Source organism: Syntrophomonas wolfei subsp. methylbutyratica (genome assembly GCF_001570625.1).
Lineage (GTDB): Bacteria > Bacillota > Syntrophomonadia > Syntrophomonadales > Syntrophomonadaceae > Syntrophomonas > Syntrophomonas methylbutyratica.
In genome coordinates this window covers 38,266-59,097 of record NZ_BBQT01000022.1, presented here as the reverse complement: position 1 = coordinate 59,097, position 20,832 = coordinate 38,266, and the positions used below count along the sequence as shown (strand labels likewise).

Annotated in this window: 17 protein-coding genes; 11 read left to right on the top strand and 6 right to left on the bottom strand. The window is 43.2% G+C overall.

The genetic code is table 11. The features are described 5' to 3' along the window. Positions 1-193: 193 nt before the first annotated feature. Complete coding sequence (locus AWB54_RS13220; RefSeq protein ID WP_061215074.1) at positions 194-658, bottom strand: DUF523 domain-containing protein; 465 nt, start codon at positions 656-658, stop codon at positions 194-196. A 289-nt stretch (positions 659-947) separates the two neighbouring features. Here AWB54_RS13220 and AWB54_RS13215 point away from each other — a divergent pair, with 289 nt between their 5' ends. From AWB54_RS13215 to AWB54_RS13175, 9 genes are all read left to right on the top strand, one after another. Then, on the top strand, positions 948-2,300 hold the full coding sequence (locus tag AWB54_RS13215; protein ID WP_061215073.1) for a YheC/YheD family endospore coat-associated protein: 1,353 nt from the start codon (positions 948-950) through the stop codon (positions 2,298-2,300). 62 nt (positions 2,301-2,362) lie between these two features. Beyond that, the gene (locus tag AWB54_RS13210; protein ID WP_061215072.1) at positions 2,363-3,700 is read left to right on the top strand and encodes a YheC/YheD family endospore coat-associated protein; all 1,338 of its coding nucleotides are present in this window, start codon (positions 2,363-2,365) and stop codon (positions 3,698-3,700) included. A 190-nt stretch (positions 3,701-3,890) separates the two neighbouring features. Then, positions 3,891-5,045 carry a S1C family serine protease gene (locus AWB54_RS13205; RefSeq protein WP_061215071.1) on the top strand — a complete coding sequence of 385 codons (1,155 nt, stop codon included), beginning with the start codon at positions 3,891-3,893 and terminating at the stop codon, positions 5,043-5,045. Positions 5,046-5,211: 166 nt separating this feature from the next. Beyond that, complete coding sequence (locus AWB54_RS13200) at positions 5,212-6,309, top strand: 6-phosphofructokinase (protein ID WP_061215070.1); 1,098 nt, start codon at positions 5,212-5,214, stop codon at positions 6,307-6,309. 85 nt (positions 6,310-6,394) lie between these two features. Then, the gene (locus AWB54_RS13195; protein ID WP_061215069.1) at positions 6,395-7,246 is read left to right on the top strand and encodes a 3-hydroxyacyl-CoA dehydrogenase family protein; all 852 of its coding nucleotides are present in this window, start codon (positions 6,395-6,397) and stop codon (positions 7,244-7,246) included. A gap of 285 nt (positions 7,247-7,531) precedes the next feature. Next, on the top strand, positions 7,532-8,362 hold the full coding sequence (locus tag AWB54_RS13190; RefSeq protein WP_061215068.1) for a PH domain-containing protein: 831 nt from the start codon (positions 7,532-7,534) through the stop codon (positions 8,360-8,362). Positions 8,363-8,427: 65 nt separating this feature from the next. Continuing rightward, positions 8,428-9,492, top strand: coding sequence for a redox-regulated ATPase YchF (ychF, locus tag AWB54_RS13185; protein WP_061215067.1), 1,065 nt, complete (start codon positions 8,428-8,430; stop codon positions 9,490-9,492). 179 nt (positions 9,493-9,671) lie between these two features. Further along, positions 9,672-10,778, top strand: coding sequence for a YheC/YheD family endospore coat-associated protein (locus tag AWB54_RS13180; RefSeq protein WP_061215066.1), 1,107 nt, complete (start codon positions 9,672-9,674; stop codon positions 10,776-10,778). 13 nt (positions 10,779-10,791) lie between these two features. After that, positions 10,792-12,423, top strand: a complete 1,632-nt coding sequence (locus tag AWB54_RS13175) for a putative amidoligase domain-containing protein (protein ID WP_061215065.1) — start codon at positions 10,792-10,794, stop codon at positions 12,421-12,423. Positions 12,424-12,425: 2 nt separating this feature from the next. On the opposite strand, the gene AWB54_RS13170 is transcribed toward AWB54_RS13175, so the two are convergent. Together AWB54_RS13170 and AWB54_RS13160 are read right to left on the bottom strand one after the other, a co-directional pair. Further along, positions 12,426-13,373 (bottom strand): M14 family metallopeptidase, encoded by a 948-nt coding sequence (locus AWB54_RS13170; protein WP_082736223.1) that lies wholly within the window; start codon positions 13,371-13,373, stop codon positions 12,426-12,428. 103 nt (positions 13,374-13,476) lie between these two features. Then, on the bottom strand, positions 13,477-13,794 hold the full coding sequence (locus AWB54_RS13160; RefSeq protein ID WP_061215062.1) for a DUF503 domain-containing protein: 318 nt from the start codon (positions 13,792-13,794) through the stop codon (positions 13,477-13,479). A gap of 664 nt (positions 13,795-14,458) precedes the next feature. Here AWB54_RS13160 and AWB54_RS13155 point away from each other — a divergent pair. After that, on the top strand, positions 14,459-16,411 hold the full coding sequence (locus AWB54_RS13155) for a cation:proton antiporter domain-containing protein (RefSeq protein ID WP_061215078.1): 1,953 nt from the start codon (positions 14,459-14,461) through the stop codon (positions 16,409-16,411). 264 nt (positions 16,412-16,675) lie between these two features. Here AWB54_RS13155 and AWB54_RS13150 read toward each other — a convergent pair whose 3' ends face one another. Both AWB54_RS13150 and AWB54_RS13145 read right to left on the bottom strand, forming a co-directional pair. Then, entirely contained in the window at positions 16,676-18,310 is a 1,635-nt protein-coding gene (locus AWB54_RS13150) for a class I adenylate-forming enzyme family protein (RefSeq protein WP_061215061.1), read from the bottom strand. 152 nt (positions 18,311-18,462) lie between these two features. After that, on the bottom strand, positions 18,463-19,386 hold the full coding sequence (locus AWB54_RS13145) for a ketopantoate reductase family protein (RefSeq protein ID WP_061215060.1): 924 nt from the start codon (positions 19,384-19,386) through the stop codon (positions 18,463-18,465). A gap of 173 nt (positions 19,387-19,559) precedes the next feature. On the opposite strand from AWB54_RS13145, the gene AWB54_RS13140 reads away from it, so the two are divergent. Next, positions 19,560-19,784 carry a DUF5652 family protein gene (locus AWB54_RS13140; RefSeq protein ID WP_061215059.1) on the top strand — a complete coding sequence of 75 codons (225 nt, stop codon included), beginning with the start codon at positions 19,560-19,562 and terminating at the stop codon, positions 19,782-19,784. 176 nt (positions 19,785-19,960) lie between these two features. Here the strand turns inward: AWB54_RS13140 and AWB54_RS13135 are convergent, their stop codons facing one another. Continuing rightward, the gene (locus tag AWB54_RS13135) at positions 19,961-20,800 is read right to left on the bottom strand and encodes an Rpn family recombination-promoting nuclease/putative transposase (protein ID WP_160328960.1); all 840 of its coding nucleotides are present in this window, start codon (positions 20,798-20,800) and stop codon (positions 19,961-19,963) included. Between the last annotated feature and the right edge of the window lie 32 nt (positions 20,801-20,832).

Below are 20,832 nucleotides of genomic sequence, written 5' to 3'. Positions count from 1 at the left end.
CCAGGATGGGAGATCAGCGCGGCACCCCTTGAGCCACGAGACAAGCCGCAGGTGTTGCCCATGCGAAGACTGCGAGCGGTATATTTATGCAAGCTAATGCATATTTATAACTTTTTGCAGTGACATCAAGTTTTATCAGAAGTTTTATCCAAAATAATACCGCAGATTTTGGGTATATGTGCCCGGTATCAATTTACCCCTTACCCCTTACTATTATGATATCCTCATCGCTTATAACTTTTATCCCGTTTTGCTTCAAGAGAGCGGTACATACTCCATCACCGGAGCGCAAACAAGACTTGAAGCTGCCATCATATATGCTTCCAGCTCCGCAGGAAGGACTGCGGCTTTTAAAGATAGCCGAATGCGCTCCGCTTGAATGAGCAAGCTCCAGCGTTTTCAAGGCCCCTTGCACAAAATTCCGGCTCAGGTCGTTGCCATTCGCATCTATAACCCGGGCCTGCCCCCGGAGTACATCTTCACCGCTTCCACCTATTATTTCTGCCGGGCAACGGGGAGTTGACAGGCCTCCCAACTCCTCCGGGCAAACAGGAATCACCTGATTCTTTTTCCACAGATACAATAAATAGGGATTAAGATTATTACCTCCGTTATATTTGCAGTTTATTCCGCAGAGGCATGCACTGACAAGCTTCATATAAATAATTCTCTCCTAAAAAGATTAATCTATGAGCTATGTTGAGGGCTTGCTTTTCCTAAAAACACTCCTCTTTTATCCGATGACTAACTCGCTCTAAGACTCCCGCCTCTATAGGCAGGAGTAAGAGCGACTAAGTCCCTGGATAAGTGCGGCTAAGCTTCAGATGGAGTTAAAACTCCACCTGAAGCAAGTCTTACTTTATACAAGATGTTTACTAACTGTTAGCAAAGAAGACATTGCTTTCATATTATATGATACAAAACAAACACTGCGGGGTTAAGTAAATATGAATGAATTTATAATGCTAATTGCAAAATTACGACCTGAACAGGATGAAAAAGAATTAATAATAAGCGGCGACCTGGCTGCCCACCTGAGCATAGGAGAGGAGCAGAATATAAAGTTTCAGGTGGGTCGAAACTATAAGAATATGGTTTTAAAAATAAGTCAGGCTGAAAAAAGCCGCAATACTATCACTATTAATACGAGCCTGGCACGAAAGATGCGTATTAGTCCCAACCGTAAGTATGCGGTTAACGCCCGGGGAAATACTATTCAGATTGGGCCGGTGGTGGGGATTATGGCGGAGACTTCCCGGGATGCCAGGAGGCCGTTTGGAGGCCAGACCTTCTTTATTAAGCAGCTTCTTCAAAGTGGTCGGGCTCTGGGACAAATATGTTTTGCCTTTAGTCCTTTCAGTATTGATTGGAAGAGTAAGAGTATTCACGGCTATAGCTGGGGGGATAAGGGCTGGATTCAAGGGCGTTTTCCCCTTCCTGATGTGGTTTACCCGCGAGAAAAAGCATATTCTCCGGTAAAGCTAAACATCAGGAGAAGACTGGAAAACATGGACGTAAAATTTTTAAATCCCGCACTTATCGGCAAGTGGCAAACCTACCGGGTTATCACCCAGAATCCCGCTCTTGTACCATTTATTCCCGATACCCGCCTGGTCAACAGCTTCAGCCAGGTAGACAGAATGATAAAGAAATACACTGCGGTTTATTTAAAACCGGTGGCAGGTTCCCAGGGAAGAAACATTGTCCGGGTAGTAAAGAAAAAAAATGATTCTGTTTACCAGTATCAGTACCAATTAAATGGTCGTCTGGTTAAGGGAAGCGCTTCCAGCTTGGCCCAATTACGGAGTTGTTTGAAACCGATAATGGGGAATCGTACTTATATAGCGCAGAAACAGATAAATCTACTACAATCGGCGGGTAATATTATTGATGTTAGGATTTTGGTGCAAAAGGATCACAGCGGAATTTGGGATGTTACCGGTATGGCTTGCCGCGTGGGCAGACCCGGTTCCATCACCAGCAATATATCAGCCGGGGGCAGCGGACAAAAATTAGAAATCACCCTGAGAGAAAAGTTCCCCGATCAGGAAAAACAGCAGGAAATTATTGAGAAGCTGCGCTTTGTAGCGGTGGAAGCTTGTCGTACCCTGGAGGGGAGTATAGGCAGCAGTGGGGAGATGGGAGTGGATATAGGTATTGATAAAGGAGGACAGGTTTGGTTTATTGAAGCTAATTTAAGACCTGCCCGGCAGGTCTTTACTTTAATCGGGGAAAAGAAAACCCGCCTGCTTTCAGTTAAGAGACCAATGTTGTATTGTCGCTACCTGGCTGGATTCTAGTTTTTTATGGCCCCGGCCATGGGGGGTTAATTGGTGATTATATTTAGAGGGGATTATTTATTATGAATACTGTTGGAATAATATATATATCCAGAGATTTAATGAGAAAATTATCTCTGCCGGCTCAAAGTGAGATAAGAGTAAGGGTTGGAAATCTGGTTATTAACAGTAAATTAGTGATTCAGGAGCTTAAGAAAAAATCATATATGCTCTCCCCATCTTTGGCTCGAGCCCTTTATATAAAAAAGAGAAAGCGCATGAAACTGCGTTATGATCAGCGGGAAAACATTATTCACCTGGGACCGACCATAGGCATACTTTCCACCTTTTTGCCCAACCGTGGAGAATATGACCCGTTGAGTATGCAGGCAGAACTGATATTTCTCAGCAATATCGGCAAGACCCTGGTCGGCCAGAGCTATGTCTTCACCCCGGGTTCCATAAACTGGTCTAATAACACTGCCAGGGGCTATGTTTACAAGCAAGTAACTCCAGATAGGGGAGTATGGATAGCAAATGTTTATCCTCTACCTGATGTTGTATATGACCGTATACCAAGTCGTAGCAGTGAAGCACGATCTTTGATTAGGAATACTAAAAACAGACTATGCCAACTACCCTATTTAAAATATTTTAATCCTTCTTTTTTGAATAAGTGGAAAGTGTATCAGCTCTTAATTAATGATCCCTCATTGCATCCCTATATACCTGAAACCCGAGTGCTGACAGCTGAGAATCTCAAGGATTTACTGGCCAAGTATAATCTATTATTCCTAAAACCAGCGAACGGCAGCCTGGGAAAGGGAATAATAAAAGTAAAGCGAGATGAAAAGGGCACCTTACATTATGTTACTTCAGGTAGAAGGAAAATTAGAAGTTCTGCCGATAGTGTAGCAGAATTAATGAAAAAGACCAAAGTTTATCGAGGAAACAGGGCGTATATAGCCCAGCAGGGGATATTACTGGCCAGTTATAAGGGTTCCCCCTTTGATTTGCGTATTGTTTATCAAAAGAATGCGCGAGGAGTATGGCAAATCAGTAAAAGCTTTGTACGAGTTGCTGCCCGTGGAAGCAGTGTATCCAATTTGGCCAGTGGTGGTAGAGTGGAAAAAACCAAACATATTCTCAAATACCTTTATAAAAAAAGCGCAGTGGTCGAAGAAAAGAACTTGCAAATTAAACAGCTCTGCCAGCAGGTCGCTGAAACCTTGGAGAAAGCAAGCCGGGCCAATTATGGGGAATTGGGATTGGACATTGGCTTGGATAAGAATGGTTCCCCCTGGCTTATAGAAGTCAATTCCAAGCCTCGCAAAACAACAGAGAGCGAAGTTTCACAGGTAATTGTAAAAAACACCTTTCGCCGACCCTTGGAATACAGCGCTTACCTCGCAGGCTTTTAGCTGCATTAAAAGCTTTATGACAACTTTTACCCTAGGCAAGAAGGGTTTTTGTAAAGTTTTCTCATAAAAACATAATATTTTCCTTCCTATGGCTCCATATAAGCCCATAGAACAACTTGAGGGATATGGACTGTAGCCGCAATTGTTATATAATAAAGATAATTAGTTGCGAAAGGAAGTGGAAAGGCAAATGGAAACGAGGACTCGATCATCAAAAGCAATTAAATTATTATTGGTAATGGTGTTGGCGGTAGTTGTTGGAGGCGCCTGCCTGGTCTTTTGCAATTACTATACAGGTGATGAAGGTAAAATCCAGGCACAAGCCACCACCAATCAGACTGCAAATACTGTGGTTCTGGGGCCAAGCAGTGTTGCTGATATGGTGGAAAAGGCCAGCCCAGCAGTAGTCAACATTGAAACCACTGTAGTGGGAAAAAGCTTCGGAGGCAATGAGTTTTTCAACGATCCTTTCTTCCGCCAGTTTTTCGGCAATGATATAATGATTCCCCGGCAAAATGAGCAGCATGGTATCGGAACCGGTTTCATTATCAATGAAGAAGGTTATGTGGTAACCAACCAGCATGTAATAGACGGGGCCAGTAAAATAACCGTCAACCTCAATGGGAATAAAAAGTACCAGGCCCGAGTGGTAGGCCAGGATTATGATCTGGATCTGGCGGTTTTAAAGATTGATGCTAAAGAGAAACTGGCCACCTTGAAGATGGGTGATTCCGATGTTATACGAGTGGGAGAATGGGTAGTGGCCATCGGTAATCCTTACGGATTGGATCATACCGTAACTGCCGGAGTAGTCAGTGCCAAAGGTCGCCCCATTCAAATTGAAAACCGGGTATACAAGAATCTGATTCAGACCGACGCCGCTATAAATCCGGGTAATAGCGGGGGACCCCTTTTAAGTACTAAAGGTGAAGTAATTGGGATAAACACTGCGGTTGATGCACAGGCACAGGGTATAGGTTTTGCCATTTCCATAAATACTGCCAAGGAAGTACTGGACGAGCTAATCAATAAGGGTAAGGTGATTAGGCCCTACATCGGAGTATGGTTACAGCCGGTAGACGAAAAACTGGCCAGCTATCTTGGAGTCAATCAAGCTGAAGGTATGGTAGTAGCCAATGTAGTGGCGGGTGGTCCCGCAGCTCAAGCAGGTTTAAAAAAATATGATGTAATTTTCAAGGTAGATAAGAAAACTATCAATAATTATGATGAACTGCAGGAGATACTGAAAAGCAAGCGGGTGGGTGATAAAATCCTGCTGGAGATTATCAGGGAGCAAAAACCTCTGCTGGTAACGCTTAGCCTGGCCGAAAAGCCAAGCAACTAACAAACAGGATAATGCATGCCGACATAGAATAATAAGACTATACAAGCCAGGTTCGGGTGGGCTGAGATCCCACCTTCTTGTTTTATACCATGCAGCAACTATAGTGGGTTAGCGGGGGACATATTTCACCTCGTTATAGTTTTCTAAAGTAAGGAGGGGTATTACAATGAAAGAAATTCGTCATATAGGAATTCTAACCGGTGGAGGCGATTGCCCGGGATTGAATGCAGTAATACGCGCTATTTCTAAAACAGCTATCAATTATGGGGTAGAGGTAATTGGCTTTATTGATGGTTTTAAGGGATTGGTGGAAAACCGTTATATGCAACTGGACTTGCGTGCAGTATCGGGGATTAGTCATACGGGTGGTACTATTCTGGGCACCAGCAACCGGGACAACCCTTTTCAATTCTTTACTATCAGTGAGGGAACCCCCCAGCATAGTGACGAATCCGACCGGGCCGTTGCCAATATGGAACATTTGGGACTGGATGGACTGGTAGTAATAGGAGGAGATGGAAGCCTTAATATTGCTGATCGTTTTTCGGAAAAAGGGGTACCCATTGTTGGGGTACCTAAAACAATCGATAACGATTTATCGGCTACTGATGTTACCTTTGGCTTTAATACGGCGGTAAATACCGCCTCGGAAGCTTTGGATAGGCTCCATACCACAGCTGAATCGCATCACCGGGTAATGGTTCTGGAAGTAATGGGACGATATGCTGGATGGATAGCACTTCACGCAGGTATTTCCGGTGGAGCGGATGTTATATTAATTCCAGAGATACCTTATAATATGGATGCTGTAATAAGCAAAATTACGCAGCGCTACCGCCAGGGTAAAAATTTTAGTATTATTGTAGTGGCTGAGGGAGCAATTCCCGAAGATGGAGAGATGGTTATTAGAAATCTGGTGGCTACCAGCCATGATCCCATAAGATTAGGAGGGATAGGCCAGAAAGTGGCTGAAGATATAGGAAACCGCTTGAACAACATCGAAGTCAGAGTGACCGTTCTAGGTCACTTACAGCGAGGAGGTTCTCCCATTCCCTACGACCGGATACTTTCCACTCGCTACGGTGTAGCAGCCATGGACGCCTTCATGGCGGGACAATTTGGAACCATGGTAAGCCTGCGGGGGGATATGATAGCTGCCGTACCAATAAAGGAGGCTATAAAGGAGATACGGAAAGTACAACCGGAGAGTGAGTTGGTAAGGGCAGCCCGGGCTGTAGGCATAAGCTTTGGGGATAAGTATTAGGAAGAATCTAGCGTTGTGTTGAAACTGCTGCGCAGTTTCTTCCGATGCTTAAGAGTGGGTCAGGAACGGGAGGAGTTAACTTGGGATGAATAAAATTGCCGTATTAGGTGCTGGAATAATGGGCGCAGGTATTGCCCAGATCCTCGCTCAGGGAGGATACAGCGTAATCATGCGGGACTTGCAGATGACTCTGGTTAAGGACGGACTTCAGACCATAGGAAATAACCTGGAAAAAGAAATAGAAAAAGGAATTTTGCACAACGAAGAAAAAGAAATAATAATGGGGCGGATTCAAGGTTCTACTGATTTGGCAGATCTGCATGATGCTGACCTGGTGATTGAGGCTGTAGTGGAAAACATGGCCATAAAGAAACAAATCTTTGCTGAGCTGGATAACTTGTGTCCCTCCCACAGCATATTGGCTACCAACACCTCTTCTCTTTCCATAGCAGAGATTGCCTCTTCTACCCGCAGGCGGGATAGAATAGTAGGCCTGCATTTTTTTAATCCGGTTTCTACGGTTAAACTGGTAGAAGTAATAAAAGGCATCGATACCTCTCCTGAAACTTTGGAAACAGCTCGAGATTTTGTTCAGAATCTGGGGAAGTATCCGGTGGTTGTAAACCGCGAAAGTCCCGGCTTCATTGTCAATCGTATTCTAATTCCCTATTTAAATGAAGCTATATGGGTATACGGGGAGGGATTGGCAGAAAAAGATGATATTGACCTGGCCATGAAGTTGGGTGCGGGGATGCCGCGTGGTCCCCTGGAATTGGCAGATTCAATTGGTTTAGATCATCTATATGCCAGTATCCAAGTTTTTTATGAGGAATTCAGAGACCCCAAATACCGGCCGCACACTTTATTCTCTACCATGGTTAGAGCAGGTTACTGGGGTAAGAAAAGCGGACGGGGGTTTTATAATTATCGTGATTAAGGTAGCGGCTAAGGTGATATTATATATAAGTAGAACTTATTTGTTAGTTCAATAATACAAAAAGATAAACATAAAGATATTTAAGCATCGGAAGAAACTGCGGAGCAGTTTCAACACAGCGCTGCAACGAGGTGGGGGATTAGAACCCGCTGCTTATTTTGTTAATAGAACCCGACCGCTTAAAGAAGCACCCTGCGGGCACCACTGATGTTCGCTTTGCTCACTATTATGGACGCGGGGACATATTTCACCTCGTTATATAGATATATAGAGGAGGAGTTTAATATGGCTTATAAGAGCAACAATGCTTGGGGTTTATTCTTTGGCTTGCTTATGGGGGTGTTTGTATTTGGATTTTCCTTCTGGGGAATTGACTACTCTCTAGGTGCTGATGATAGAACATTAAAAATAATGCTATATATACCGGCTTATCTATTTTTAGCCATTTATCTATTCTTAATTGTTGGGCTTATTAATATGGGCTATCGGATTGAAGAAGCTGGCTTAACTATTAAGTGGGGATTATACTCCATTACCATACCCTGGTCTGAAATCAATGAAGTTTTGCAGGTGGAGGGGAAGAGCAACATATTTTCACTGCTAGGGGCCAGTTGGCCTGGATATATGATAGGACTTTGCTCAGTAAAGGGTCTGGGGCCGGTTAGAATGTTTGCTACCACTCCCCAAAAGGGTTTTATTTATTTAAAAACCGCTCGCGGATTTTATGGTTTAACCCCGGCTGATAATGAAATGATAAAGGCCATAGCGGTTAAAGCTAACAAAGAAGTGCAAATGGTAGACATGAATGAGATGCCGGAGGAAACCAAGGGAAAGAGTATTCAAGAAGACCGCTTTTATAAAATATTGTTTAATCTTAACCTAATATGCCTCTTACTCTTTGCCGCCTGCCTGGCCATTTTCTTCCCCGGCTCAGGCGCGCCCCCATCTATAATTCTATTATTAGTTCTGGCAGTAGCATTATTCTTCTTTGGTATAGGTAATGCCGGGCGCCTGTACCAATTCAGTGAACAGGGGGGTTATATATTGCTTCTCCTGGCGCTCGCGGTAACCGGAATATTCTTTATTCTCTCCCTGGCAGAGATTATTTTAAGGTGATGAAAAATAACTATACAATAACGATAATTATGTAAACTAATAAGTCTTTAGAGAGGAATTTTATCATGCAATTAGGAATAATAGGAATGCCTTCAGTCGGTAAAACCACCATATTTGAATTGCTTACGGAAAGCCGGGATAGAGTTCATAATGTTGGTAAAACCAATGTGGCTATGGCCCGTATACCAGATGAAAGAATTGATTATTTATCCCAGCTGTATAAGCCTAAAAAAACCAGCTTTGCCCAGTTGGAAGTAGTGGATATACCGGGATTAATCCCGGGCGCAGAAAAAGCTGCGGTGCTTTTTTTGGATAGTGTGCGCAAAGCTGATGCTCTGCTGCATGTTGTTCGCGTTTTTGAGGACAGTGAAATCCCTTCTTTTAACAACGAAATCAATCCGGTAAAAGACATTGAAACTATAAATTATGAATTATTGCTGGCTGATTTGGATTTGATAGAAAAAAGGATGGAAAGGATAAATAATAATAAAAAGAAGAATCAGATGTTAAAAGAGCTTTCTTTATTGGAACGGCTTAAAGAGGCGGTAGAGAATGAAGTACCGATTTCTTCATTGGAGCTCAACGATGAAGAAAAGGAAGTAATGCATAACTACCAATTTCTTACTACTAAACCCATGATGCTCTGTCTTAATGTGGGGGAGGGTCATCTAAGCCATCCTGATTACCCCTTGCGCCGTGAGGTCATGGATTTGGCTCAGCTTAAAAAATATCCTGTGGTTGAGATATCGGCCAGTATTGAGCGAGAAATAGCCGATTTAGAAGGTGATGAAAAGCAACTATTTATGGAGGAAATTGGCATAGAAGAGGCTGGCATAATAAAGATTTCCCGCAGCATGTATTACCTCCTGGGCTTGATTTCCTTTTTTACGGTAGGAGAAGATGAAGTCAAGGCCTGGACTATCAATCAGGGGGATAAGGCTAAAAAAGCCGCGGGGAAAATCCATTCTGATATAGAACGAGGTTTTATAAGGGCTGAGGTAGTAGAATACCAGGACTTGAAGGAACTGGGGAATATGCAGGCGGTAAAGGAAAAAGGGCTTTTCCGTTTGGAAGGTAAGGAATACATAGTTAAGGACGGGGATATAGTACATTTCCGTTTCAATATATAAAGAAGCAGGCATAACAGGCAACAGAATCGTCCCCTCAGGCAAGGGGACGGTTCTCTTGCCTGCCTAATCTGGCCAGGAGCCAGATTTTTTTATGCTTAGCATTATTTTATCGCTGCTTCGCACCTACCATTTTTATAAGTCATATTATGAAATAAAAAAAGAAATAAAGGAGTCCCATAATGCGCAAAAATGGAAACTATATATGCACGGTAGGCGTATTAAGCGGCAACCAAAAGCCACACCGGGATTATCCCCAGAGCAAGAAAGCCCGAATCATGAAAGAAATGATATCTTATGCGGAAAATAGGCAGGTGCTGGTTTATTTTTTTTATACCCTGGATGTTAACTGGCGGCAACAAGTGATAAAAGGCCTTCGCTGTAAGGGAAACAAATGGGTAAGTGAATTATTTTCTTTTCCAGATATAGTTTATAACCGAATCCCATCTCGAACTTTGGAAAATAGAAAAGAAGCACAACACTTATTGCGGAAGTTCAGCGAACATGGAGGTCTGTATTTATTTAATAGCCGCTACCTGGACAAATGGGAAGTTTACCAGACTTTGAGCAGTCACCCGTTTGGAGCCGAATTGGTTCCGGAAACCCGCTTGTTCAGTTTTTCCAATCTGGAAGAACTCTTGAACCGCTATTCTGAAGTATATCTTAAGCCCATCAATAGCAGCCGCGGCAAAGGTATTATCAAAATTAAGAACAGTGGTAATAGTTGTTTATATGTTCATGCGGAATACCCTAAAGCTAATTGGAACCGCACTAACTCATTTAAAGCTTTATGCGAAGCTATGAATGCCCTGGGAATAGGAAAAAACGATTACCTGGTACAGAAAGCGATAAACCTGGCCCGCTTCCAGGGCAGGATATATGATCTTCGTGCTCAGGTGCAAAAAAATGGCGAAGGTAAATGGATTATGACTGGTGTAGGGGTCAGGGTAGCCGGCAGGAACCGTATTGTTACTCATATTCCCAACGGAGGATTCCTGGCAGCTTATGATGAAGTCATAGCAGCCAGTTTTGGCGAATCAAAAGAATTCAGGGAACAGCTTGACCGGCAATTGAAAAGAATTGGACGGCTGGTTCCAGAAATTCTGGAGCGAGGCCTATCAATAAACCTGGATATTTTATCAATAGACATTGGCCTTGATTCAGACGGTAGAATGTGGGTAATCGAAGCAAATTCCAAACCGGCTAGTTTTGACGAAAATGATATTAGATATAGACATCTCAAATACCTCATAGATTACTGTATTTATATAGCTCAGAATAAGAAGTAGGGAATGGTAATTAATGAATCTTAGCATTATCTACCAGGAAAATGAAAGCGGAGAGGAATTTTGTCGCCGATTGTTAAAGGAGTGGAATGAAGCTAGTTATGAATCGATGGATATTAAGGGTGTAAAATATCTGGTCATAGATATAAAAGATCGAAATAGTAGGAATAGGAGGTTATTTAACTCCCCAAATGCTATTGGAAATTGTTTGGATCCGGATATCTTCTCTGCTATATTACTTTTAAATCGTATTCCTTGTGGAAGCTTGGAAGATGAGGAAAACAAGATTCGAAGCTATAATATTCTGGTCTCCGATCTAAAAATATTAGCCATCCAAATAAAAACACCGGGGCGAGGAAAAGAAAAGGTTAAGTATATTAAGGAAATCGAGAATAAAAAGGTAGCAGAATGGGCCAGACGGGTTATGCATCTCTTGGGACTTGATTTTGGCCTGGTAAAGATAAATTTGAATGCTCGCAGAAAACTCAAGGTGATGCAGGTAGATCCTTCTCCATATCTTCGCGATAAAGACTTGGAAGCGGTGCTTAAAAGAATTAGGGAAATATATCAACTGGAAGAACTTATGTTTAGTACCGAGGTAAAACTCGGTGCTGACCCGGAATTTATGATGCTAAATAGCAAAACGGGGAAAATGCTTTCTGCTTCAGAATTTTTTCCGCGTGAAGGTGTTGTAGGCTGTGACAATATCCGTATTCCCAACCGGCAACAAAGGCCAGTGGCCGAACTACGCCCTAAACCTGAAATTTCTCCGCTTGATTTAGTGGAAAATATCAAACAGGCCTTAAATACTGCCAGTCGAATGGCTCCCTACAGAAATGTAAAATGGCTGGCTGGCAGTCAGCCGGTTGGGGGCTATTCCATTGGTGGACACATTCATTTTAGCAACATTAAGATAAACGCTGCTCTACTTCGTGCTCTGGACAATTATTTGGGATTGCTGGTTTTTCTTATTGAAGATCCTATTCCGGCGATCAAGCGTAGAAAAAAATACGGCTATTTAGGTGATTATCGTCTTAAAGATTATGGTGGTTTTGAATACCGTACGCCCGCTAGCTGGTTGGTCTCACGAGAAGTATCCGCAGCGGTCCTCTGCCTGGCCAAGATAGTTAGCAGCCGTTATCATTATCTAAACAAAAATTTCCTTAATTCGCCAGAAGCCCAGGCGGCTTTTTATGAAGGGAACCATAGTTTTTTTCGTAAAAATTTTACGGAAATATGGAGTGATTTAAAAAGGACTGAGCTCTTTCCCTTATATGCCCAGGAATTGGAGATATTCCGTGAAATGATTGAGAATGAAGTTCAATGGAATGAAAAAGCTGATTTCCGTAAAGCATGGAAGATATATGCGGGAGGCAAAGCAGTTTCCCCAGCTAAAAAAGAAGGCAAATCAGCTCGTGCCAATCAGGGTGGCAGCATAACAGCGAACAATTCAGTAAGTGTAAGCAGCAGTCCTAGTCGGCGGGCTCATAGCCAGTACAATATTAGAACCACAAGCTCCGCTATTACCCGCAGCAGTCAGGCAACAGCGGAGCGCAGTGCAAGCACTCTCAGAACAGAGAGCAGAAGCCAAAGCACCGGAAGGATTATTTCCCCCCAGCAGATCAGGAGATCGCGGGTGGTCAGGTGATTCTATTTCATACCCAGGCTTCCTAAAAGGATATCGGCAGCTCTGAGCTGGTAGTTTATCCTCGTAGACAGGTTATCACGGCTGCAAGTTTCAAAAATAAAACTTTTTACTCCCAGGTATTGCCCCGCAGCCCGGCTCAAGCTGCCCCTGGTCGGGTAGCGCAGGAGACTGAACTTCCGGTAAGAAGTACTTATACCCGAGTTCATATTGTTTACAATTTTGCTAGCTACTTCTCGAGTAGAACTGGAAGGATAGTAAATCAGGCTCTGGCCCACTGAGCTACTGGATTTTAAACGGGAGTAATTATATCCTTCATGCATGTCCATCAGCCAATCAACATTATACTTTTTTAAAGCATAATATATTTCGCGTGAAAGCCTGGTATCGGCAGTACCGCTACTGCTGGTAGGAAAACAGCGGTTTAAATCCTTTTGTCCACTCACATAGCGAACCCCCTGGTTAACTGCCCTGCTATTGGCTTCCGGCAAAACCAGCAAAGTACCGCGGGAAATCTGGTAGTTCCTGACTATTCTGGCGGCCCGGTATCCAGCAGTTTCATTGCCATGAACCCCACCAACTATCATAACTACCGGACCAGCCTTACCGCTGCGGATTATGTAAAGGTCAGTGGCATCGCGGGTACCGACAGCCAGTTGCTTTTTCTCTACTGATGCTCCAGTTGGAACCGCATTGGTGGGCAAAGGTTTTTTCGCCGGAGTAACTAAGTTGCTATTTGTTTTAGCAGAATATGTATTAGTAAGCTGGGACCAATATGTATTCATACTCGGTAAGGAAAACGAAGGAGATAAAACTGCGAGTTGCTTGCCGGGGGGAGGATTGGCAGTAAAAACCTTTCCGCTGTTGCTGTTTCCCCAGAATAGAAACAGAGTCAATACCGCCAGGGACAGAGAGACAGAATAAAATAACCGGTGATGTCTTACTTTCTTCAAGATTTATCATTCCTTTCCTAATAGATTTTTAATTTGAAAAAAAGTAAGTATCACCAAAATTCCACAATAAATAACAAATATCCTGCTAAACAATTGTGGTAAATTAAGGTAAAATGCTTTGAGGGTACATATCAAGTTTTTGAATATCATGTTTGAGCTCAGTGATTTCGAGGTCTCCAGCATAATTATAAAATGTTTCTTTAACAGCGTTGGTAATTAATTCTAATTCAGGATAGCCAGAACCAATAGCCGAAAAAGCGATAGTGGAACGCTGCCATAAATCCTGGTGCTCCACCTCGCTAATAGAGACATTGAAGCGTTTCCTAATCCGGTCAATTATGCTGTTAATCACCTTACGCTTTTCCTTAAGAGAGGAGGAATAGGGGAAGAATAGTTTGACATAACCATAAGCAAGATACATAATGGATACCTTCCTTTCCAAAAATATTGTAAATGCAAAAAGTATTTATGTTTTGCCAACGCTCGCTTTGTATATTTATGCAACCCTTATGCAACAAAAGGTATTTTTGCAGTGGAGCCAAAAAATTGATTCAAAATGTCAAATACAATTCTAGCTTTTTCCCTAAAGACTGTCCAGGCAGCTTATAAGTTGTGCTAAAATACTGCTATAGCAAAAAACCAAAGATTGATTCTACTGCAAAAAGTTATTAATATTCATTGGCTTGTATAAATATACCGCTCCAGCGTCCTTAGCGACCGAAGGGAGCATCAGTTGTGCCCGACAGGGCGCTTCGCATGGGCAACACCTGCGGCTTGTCTTGCGGCTCAAGGGGTATGCGTTAATCTTCCATCCATGGTCAGGCAACCTTAATAGCGATCACAGGGAGCACCCCGGTAGTACCCGAAGGGTGAAGCGCTCTCGCGACGTCCTGTCGCTCGCCCCCTTTCGCCTGCTTGCCAAAGCCTAAGTGTTGCATCCATGCTTCGCCAACGCTCGCTTTGTATATTTATGCAACCCTTATGCAACAAAAGGGGTTTTTGCAGTTGAGTCAAGATTTACCAACTAAAATTTAAGACCTGGCGGGGCGATAATTCTGACGACTTCTATTATTTTTGACACTTTGATGGTTTTCCTGGCCGCTTTAGTGGGAGGATGGATAGCGGAGCGCTTGAGGCAGTCTCCGGTACTGGGCTATATACTGGGGGGAATACTGGTAGGCCCATATGTCCTGGGTTTGGTTCATGACCTTGAACTCCTGCAGGATTTTTCCGAAATCGGAATCATTTTACTTATGTTTACCGTTGGTATAGATTTTTCCCTATCCCGCTTGGAAAAGGTAAAAAAAATTGCCCTGCTGGGGGGAGCACTGCAGATCAGCGGCGTGGTGCTGCTCTGCACCGGAGCTTGCTACCTGGCAGGTATAAATCTTTACCAATCATTTTTCTTGGGCTGCGTGGCCGCCATGAGCAGTACCATGATCGTATTGAGGATACTGGGGGAACAGGGAGAGAGCAACTCTCTTCATGGTCAAATAATGCTGGGAATTCTAATTGTACAGGATTTGGCAGTAATATTAATGGTTTCTCTACTACCGGAACTCCACCAGGCATCGCTGGCCAGTATCCCCCAGCTCATTTTCCCCTTACTTAAATCATTTTTATTTATACTTTTTATAATTTACCTGGCGCAAAAAGTATCACCGTTAGTTTTTCGCCAGGCGGCCAAAGGCAGTAACAATGATGTATTTCTCATTCTTGCGCTTACTATGGGATTGGGAATAGCCTCATTGTCTCATGCTCTGGGCCTATCAGTGGCCCTGGGTGCTTTTTTGGCTGGATTGGTGATCAGTGAATCTGAGTACACCCATGAAATATTGGGGAAGATCAATTCAATGCGTGATGCCTTTGTAATCCTATTTTTCGTAGCCGTAGGTATGCTGGTTGACCCTCTGGCCTTGCTTGACAATATTCATCTATTGCTTATTCTTCTGGCAGTAATAATACCGGGGAAACTGTTTTTGCTTTTCCTAATTGTAAAATTCCTGAGCTACCACAGCCGTATTGCTTTCCTGGTAGGAATGGGCATGGCGCAAACGGGAGAGTTCTCCTTTGTTATGGCTAAACTGGGTTTGGACGAACAACTCATATCCTCTGATATATATAATCTAATTTTGGCCAGTTCAATTATTAGTATCCTTCTGACTCCACTCTTTATTAGAATGGCTCCTCTCTGCTATCTTAAGCTCAGTAGAACCCGAGTATGGCAGAAGCTTTTTCCGGAAGCAGATCTGGAAGAAAGCGAATTTGACAGCTCTGAGTTACAGGGACATGTAATTTTAGTAGGTTATGGCCGGGTAGGCAAAAATATCGGTCAGGGACTTCAACAGATTGGCCTCAATTATATTGCGATTGATTACGACTACCACTCTATCCGTAGTCTCAACGAAGCAGGGATACCTTATATATATGGAGATGCATCCAACGAGGTCGTGCTGGCTCAAGCCCGTCCTGACCTGGCTCGATTAGCTATTGTTGCCCTCCCAGATTTATTCAGTAATCGTCAAGCTACCTACAACCTTTTAAAACTCAACCCCAATCTCATTATTTTAGCCCGGGCTCATAATGAGTGGGAGAAAGAAATACTCTACCAGCAGGGAGCAGCAGAAGTGATTCAGCCGGAAATGGAGGCCGGGTTGCAATTGATGAGGTATCTAATCCTCCACCTGAACCTTCCCCTGGAGGAAGTGGATAAATACCTGGAAACCTTATATATCAAAGATCATGAAGCGATTATACACAAGAAAGATATAATAGCGAAACGAGAGAAGAACCTCAAGGTCAGGGAGTTTTCTGTTGGCCCCGGCTCGCCCTTTGCGGGTAAGAAACTGATAGAATCACAGATACGGGAGAAAACTGGATGCAATGTGGTTACTATTAAAAAAGCCGGAGGGGAGCTGCTCTTAAATCCCTCCAGCAAAGAGACTCTGGATAGAGATGATTTGGTGGTGGTGATGGGAGATTCCCGGCAAATACTAAAATTTGCCCAGTTAAACGGAGGCGAATTGCAGCACGGCTAAGGGTTTTTTATAATAGCGTTTCTTCAAATCCATCCTACTAATGCCTGGATTATAGAACCCCGGTCGATTAAAGAAGCAGCGGACATAATGCACCTCGTTATAGTTATAGCTTGGTTTTAAAGTTTTTTTAGGCACTTCTTCAACTTCCTATAATGAACATTATGTAAACTAAGATAATTTTATATAATTAAGCCTGGTTTTTGTTTCTCCCCTTCAACCAGGCTCGTAAGTTTTTATTTCAATAAAGCCCCCGGGCAGTTATATTCAACTCCCGGTTTGAACCGCCACCAAACTTGTGGCACCGTATTTTTCCCTTAAACGCGGTTTTTCGATCTTGCCGGTGGGATTACGCGGAACTTTATCAAAAATAATTTCCCGTGGGCGCTTGTAACGCGGCAAGGGAGCGCAGAATGCCCTGATTTCTTCTTCCGTGCAGCTGTGCCCTGGTTTTAGTTCAATAATTGCCGCCGCTATTTCCCCCAGGCGCTTATCTGGCAATCCAATGACGGCTACATCCTTGATGGCATGGTGCGCACGCAGGAATTCCTCAATTTGCACCGGATATAAATTCTCGCCGCCACTGATAATCACATCTTTTTTCCGGTCCACCAGATAGATAAAACCATCTTCATCCATCCGGGCCATATCTCCGGTAAATAACCAGCCATCCCGGAGTACTGCCGCCGTCGCTTCCGGGTCGTTGTAGTAGCATTTCATCAGTCCCGGTCCTTTGACAGCCAACTCCCCTACTTCTCCCTGGGTTACAGAACATCCATTCTCGCCAGCAATCTTGACTTCCCAGTTGTAGCCCGGTATGCCGATAGCTCCGACTTTATGAATATTCTCCGTACCTAAATGGACACATCCGGGTCCGATCGATTCGCTCAGGCCATAGTTCGTATCATAGAGATGGTTGGGAAAATACTGCTTCCAGCGTTTGATTAAGCTGGGTGGAACTGGCTGCGCCCCGATATGCATCAGCCGCCACTGGGAAAGATCATAATCTTCCAGCTTCACATCCCCTCTTTCAATGGCATCCAGAATATCCTGCGCCCAGGGAACCAAAAGCCAGACAATAGTAATTTTTTCCTCCGAAACCGTTTTTATAATCCATTCAGGTTTTACTCCCCGAAGCAATACGGCTTTACTCCCCGCCAGCAAACTGCCGAACCAGTGCATTTTGGCGCCGGTATGATAAAGCGGCGGAATGCATAAAAAATTATCTTCCCGCGTTTGCCCGTGGTGATTTTGTTCCGTATAACAGGCAGACATCAAGCTCTGGTGGGTATGTAAGATGGCTTTGGGAAATCCGGTGGTACCTGAGGAAAAATATATCACTGCGTTATCTTCATCCGTAAGTTTTATCGCTGGGGCTTCAGAGGAGCAATTGGCAGTAAGGCGGTCATAATTTTCCGCAAAAGAAGGGCGATTTTCTCCCGCATAAAAAAGCGGCTTTATATTTGCTATCTGATTGTAGATGCTCTCAATCCGGCCGATAAATTCCGGCCCGAAAATCAAGGCCCTGGTTTCCGACAACTCCAAACAATACTTGATTTCCTCAGCTGTGTAGCGAAAGTTCAATGGTACAGCGATAGCTCCCGTTTTTAATATACCAAAATATATAGGCAGCCACTCCAGGCAATTCATTAAAAGAATGGCTACCTTATCCCCTTTTTTTATTCCTCGTTTCAGCAGCAGATTGGCCAGTCGATTGGCTTTTTCGTCAAAAACGCGCCAGGTCATGTCCCGCCGGTATTCACCAGCCGGGTTGTTTTCAATCAGTTCATACTCCAGCCAGGTGATATGATGACTTTCCTGTAGATCCAAATTGATTTCAGTCAGGCATATTTCCGATCCATAGAGCTCAGCGTTTCGCGCCAGTATTTCCGTTATGGGCATTTTATCTTTCCTCCCGTTCTACCAATACAAGCAAGATATTGTGTTTATGAAATAAAAAAACCGTACTTCAGTAAAAACACTATAAAGATTATAAGCAAGGCTAACCAGTTAATCAATAGTTTCAAGCTGTTGCCAGCCAGGCACATTCTTAACTACCTGTTCTCAGCCTTAAATCCAAGTTTTTCTGCAATCATTTCATAAGTGGGTAGATTTACACCATAGTTCCGGCCCAAACGTAGTACTTCAAAAATAAGCCCGTTCATCTCGGAATCCTTACCCTGCTTTAAGTCCCTTTGCAGGGAAGTAGAAGCAGTTGGCGACAGATTATCCAGAATCTCCAGATTGCTTTCCACGATATCCACATTAAAGTGTATGTCCATAGCCTGAGCCAGGGCCTCAATCTCGCGCATCAGGGCAATAAATGTATCCCTTTCTTTTCCTTCCCGCTGAGCAGCTCCGGCATTAATATCATAATATACACCGCAGGCAGCCATAGGAGACACATAGGAGAACTTTTGCAGTGCATCTCTCCTGATATTATCCGATATAATGCTTGTGATACCGCTGTCCTCCAGATCTGCAGCCACCTGTTCAAGAACCGAGCGGTAATCCTCCGGGTTTCTTACCCCGAATACCACCCTAAAAATATCGCCTTTTTGCAGGATGATACCCGGCTCTTTAATCTCGGCCGAAATATAAATACAGCCATCCGTCACTAATAAATCCGGCAGCAGTTTCTGCATCCTGCCCCCGGTGCCATAGATATTAAGTATAGGAATAATGATAGTATCTTTATGGGCTGCTCTTTTAATAAAAGGAATGGTATCCATCAGCGAATAGTCTTTCACGCAGTTGAAAATTACATCAGGATGTTCGTTATAATGCTCCATATCCCAAGCCTTCATAGGATAGACGGTATAATTACCCTTTCTGCTAGTCTCCATTTTCAAGCCGTGATTTTGAATAGCTTCCAGGTGCATTCCCCTGTCAATTACGGTAAGATCTTTACCTGCCTCGGTCATGAATGCCCCGATACTACCCCCGGTACCGCCGGCTCCGATTATCAAGTATTTCACTTTTTTCCCTCCCAGTTGATTGAGCAATTACTCTCATATTATAGCAATAAATCATTCGTCTCAAGACATTGAGTATATTGAAAAACGGAATAGAGTTCCTGGAAGCAAATGAATTATTATTGGACCAACCGTAAAAACTGTTTAAGAAGTATTTCAAAAAGGAGTCGTTATTTTTGTCCGATAGCATTCAAAGCATATTGAATAACCCCAATATCTTACTACCATTAATTATTTGGGCTACTATCTGGAAAGGGTTAGCTCTTTGGAGAGCTGCCAGACTTAATCAAGTAGCCTGGTATATAGCCTTACTTATCATTAACACTATTGGAGTATTTGAAATAATCTATCTCATTGCTACAAATAAAAAATACAAAGAAAGCAACGGCTGTGTATCCTAGCAGTTTATCTCTGGATTTTTCAACTGAATTTAACTGAAATAGATAAGAAATGCTTAGTGGCCCCGGAGCTTCAGCTACGGGGTTATGTACAAATAAGTCCGAGGGCCTATCCCCGGACTTATTACACCAGTAAAATCCTGTCCCCTTGTGAAGCCAAAATAATCGGGGGGCATGAATTATTCTACTTTCAGTTTCTGTACCTCATCCAATGAAAGGCCCGTAATCTCCGCAACAAATTCCACATCAGCACCTTTCAGCAATGCTGCACGAGCCGTCTCAAATTTGCCTTCCAATTTGCCTTCCAATTTTGCTTCAAAAAGAGCTGAATTTCTGTCCAATATGGCTTTTCGTCTGAGTTCGTAGAGTTCTCTTTCCCTGGGGTTGGAAGCCATTTGTTCCAATACCTGTTTCGCTTTCCCAATGGCGGGATCTTCTTTGGCCAACCTATTAATTAGCTCCATGTCCCATCCTCCCTTCAAAAAGACCACCCACCTATCTAACGGGTTGGTATAACTCGCCATTTCTAGCTTTAATTTGGGCAACTCGATGAAATGGATTTCTATTGCGTTGGTTAAGTCTATGTTATCCTGTGTTTCTCGCAATCTGAATATGCTGTGATAGCGTTTGATATGTTTTATCCTGGTAAAATCCAATACATTTATGGCGATTACCCGGTTAAGATATTGATATCTCCCGTTGCTTATGTTCTGATCTCCAAACATACGGCAGACATAATAGGTGCTGCGTCTTTCCATGTTACCCAGGTTGCCAATCTGCATTTCCACATCGACCAGGTCGTTGTTTTCTAATTGCAGTTTGATATCCAATATACCTACACTGTCATCAATGCTCTCCGGTTCCAGGTAAGGGTTTAGGATTTTAACATCTATAATCTGTTGTTCTCCAGTCCAGTTTAACACTGCATTAAGAAAACTGAGTAAAATAGTTTTGTTTTCCTGGGAGCCGAATACCTTTTTAAAGGCCAGGTCTACCTTGGGGTCCAATATGTCTGGCACATTTATCAGCACCCTTTCCTTTATACTTTTTA